This is a genomic window from Paenisporosarcina sp. P5_A11 (assembly GCF_056400705.1).
Map to the genome: position 1 here is coordinate 1 of NZ_JBFUKT010000270.1, position 2,967 is coordinate 2,967.

The following is a 2,967-nucleotide window of genomic DNA, read 5'->3' on the forward strand; positions in this document are numbered from 1 at the left end:
ATTAAGAACGTTGTGTTTCCTGACCGTAAAAACCCACCAGTACTTGCTAACTTAGTGGCACGAAAATCACTTTTTGTCAGTGCACTCGATAAACGGCTACTATCTTGATCCTGAACGACAGCCACGATAAGTTTCATCAGCTCATCCCCTTTTCCGGAAGTTCTTCCTATTATTATAACATGAAAAGATGGATCATTTCATGCGTGATTCAAGAGAATTTTTCAGAACATTCAGCACGTTTTCCGTTACTTCTTCTTGCGATTTTGACGCATCAATTACGTGAATACGGTTTGGATAACGTTTAACTACTTCTTGATATCCTTTCCAAACGTTTTCATGAAACGCTAAACTTTCAGCGTCTAGTCGATTTTTTTCTCTTTCATCGTGCTTAGCAATCCTTTTTAGTCCAATTGATGGCTCTATATCAAATAATAGTGTCAGATTCGGCATTAACTTTCCGATGGCAAACTCATTAATCGAGAGCACTTCGTCAATTCCTAAACCACGTGCATATCCCTGATAAGCAAGAGACGCATCAATAAAACGATCACATAAAACAATTTTATTGTCTTTCAATGCTGGAGCTATCTTTTCCACTAAATGTTGTCTTCTCGCTGCTGCATATAATAGAGCTTCTGTTCGACCATCCATCTCGGTATAAGTATTGTCTAAAATTACTTCTCGTATATGTTCTGATATCCGAATCCCACCTGGCTCACGTGTTGAGACAATCTCATATCCTTCTGACGTCAATTGTGCGACCACATCACTCATTACAGTGGTCTTCCCCGCGCCTTCTGGTCCTTCAATCGTAATAAAAAATCCTTGGTTATTCATATTTTTTCCTCCTTCAAAACGAGCAAGTGTTTGTTGCCCAGGTCATGCTCACCTTGAATCATTGCCCCGCTCGCTAAATAATCCGCAAGCATTTTCAATTTAGTCGTAGTTATTTGTTCTCCTCGAACGAATAATGGGATGCCTGGCGGATAGGGAATAACCATTCCTGCACAAATGCGACCAGCGGCCTTTGTATATAAAATGAATTCTTCTTCTTGGTTCTGTAAATCATGGTAGGAAACAGCTAAAGTCGAAAGAGCTTGTAATTCATGTGAGTAATCAATGTCTATCTTGTCCCTTTGTAGTTTTAAGCATTTTTCTACAGCGGATTTAATCTTCATACGTATTTTAGCATAAGGGAATTGATGTCTCGCCTTTAATAGCGGCAGTATCAACAGAACTTGCTCAGGGTCCGCTAGCTCCACGTAGACACCTTCGTACTCCATCTGCTTCTGCAAACTATAGCCTGTGTATTTGGAGACACGTAAAAGTAATTTCAAGGGATCATCGACTTCAATTACTTCAAGAGATTTAATCGTTCTTAAACTCTCCACGAACTGCATACGAGTTTTGAGAAATAACTGATAGTCTCCACGCGAATATGTACCGATATATTGTCTTGCATCATCTAGTGAAGCGAGTAATATATACGATGGGCTACTAGACTGAAGCATTCTCAAATAACGATTTACTTTATCTTTAGAAACAAGTTTCGAATGAATATGTAAATACGAACCCATCGTCATTGCAGGTAATGTTTTATGAGCAGATTGTACAACTACATCTGCACCCATTTCAAGCGCAGACATCGGAAATTCATCAGTTGCGATAAAATGTGCACCATGTGCTTCATCGACTAGTACAGGAATCCCATAGGAGTGTGCCATCTTAATCACTTCAAACATAGTGGGGTTGGTTACACCATAATAGGTTGGATGAGTTAATATAATTGCTTTAGCATCAGAATATTGCTCAATGGCACCTTTCATAGTTGCCATGCTTATATGTGTAGCAGTATGTGTCACTTCATCCCATTCTGGGGTTAAGAATATCGGAAGTGCTCCAACTAATTCTAGCGCATTAAAAATCGATTTATGTGCATTTCGTTGAACCAACACACGGTCCCCTTCTCTGCATGTAGCATACACCATCGCTAAATTTCCAACGGTAGAACCATTTACAAGAAAATAACTATGTTGGGCACTGTAAGTTTTAGCTAGTAATACTTGTGCTTCTTCTATAATGCTTTCCGGGTGATGATAATCATCGAGTCCACTAAGCTCAGTGTAGTCAAATTTCATCACATCTATAAACGCACGTGGCAATTCAGACAATGCTCCATGCTTATGACCCGGCACATGAAACGATATATTTTGGCTTTCATAAAACCGTTGCATCGCTTCGACAATTGGTCGTTTATCCATTTGCTAATCCCTCTCACTTCAATATGACTTTATTATACAACAATATGAATCCTTCGAGGGTCTATTCGAAGAAGGCGCACCTGAGGGCTTTTCGTTTCTCGCGTATATTATACGCTCCGAGTCTCTTCCCTTTGTCTCCTCGAACTCTTTGTTCCTCCTCTTTCTCGCACACCTTCGACTCCATAGAAAAAATGAACACAAAAAAACCAGTACCTTTCGGTACCGGTTTCCTACTTGCCTAGCGACGTCCTACTCTTGCAGGGGGAAACCCTAAAACTACCATCGGCGCACGAGCTTAACTTCCGTATTCGGGCTACGAAAGACGATGAACGGCAGATTTCTTCGTCAACCGCAGGTCTTCGAGTCTCGCGTATATTATACGCTCCGAGTCTCTTCCCTTTGTCTCCTCGAACTCTTTGTTCCTCCTCTTTCTCGCACACCTTCGACTCCATAGAAAAAAATAAACACAAAAAAACCAGTACCTTTCGGTACCGGTCTCTTAATTGCCTAGCGACGTCCTACTCTTGCAGGGGGAGACCCCCAACTACCATCGGCGCTAAAGAGCTTAACTTCCGTGTTCGGTATGGGAACGGGTGTGACCTCTTTGCCATTATCACTAGACTTATTGAGTGTTTGTTCACTCAAAACTGGATAAACGGGCCATTGAAAGCCATTCAAAATTGTGGTTAAGTCCTCGATCGATTAG

At 41.0% G+C, this 2,967-nt stretch carries 3 protein-coding genes and 1 rRNA gene; all 4 read right to left on the reverse strand.

Annotation, left to right across the window (positions count from 1 at the left end):
* On the reverse strand, nt 1-137 hold a 137-nt coding region (locus tag AC1DOS_RS19140; RefSeq protein WP_477538783.1), incomplete at its 3' end, for a cyclic-di-AMP receptor.
* Nucleotides 138-192: 55 nt separating this feature from the next.
* A complete protein-coding gene (gene tmk, locus AC1DOS_RS19145; RefSeq protein WP_477538781.1) occupies nt 193-837 on the reverse strand; it encodes a dTMP kinase in 645 nt (214 codons plus the stop codon).
* A complete protein-coding gene (locus tag AC1DOS_RS19150; protein ID WP_477538782.1) occupies nt 834-2,261 on the reverse strand; it encodes an aminotransferase class I/II-fold pyridoxal phosphate-dependent enzyme in 1,428 nt (475 codons plus the stop codon). The genes tmk and AC1DOS_RS19150 overlap by 4 nt, the downstream gene beginning before the upstream one ends.
* 505 nt (nt 2,262-2,766) lie before the next feature.
* Nucleotides 2,767-2,882 (reverse strand): 5S ribosomal RNA (rrf, locus tag AC1DOS_RS19155).
* Nucleotides 2,883-2,967: the final 85 nt, after the last annotated feature.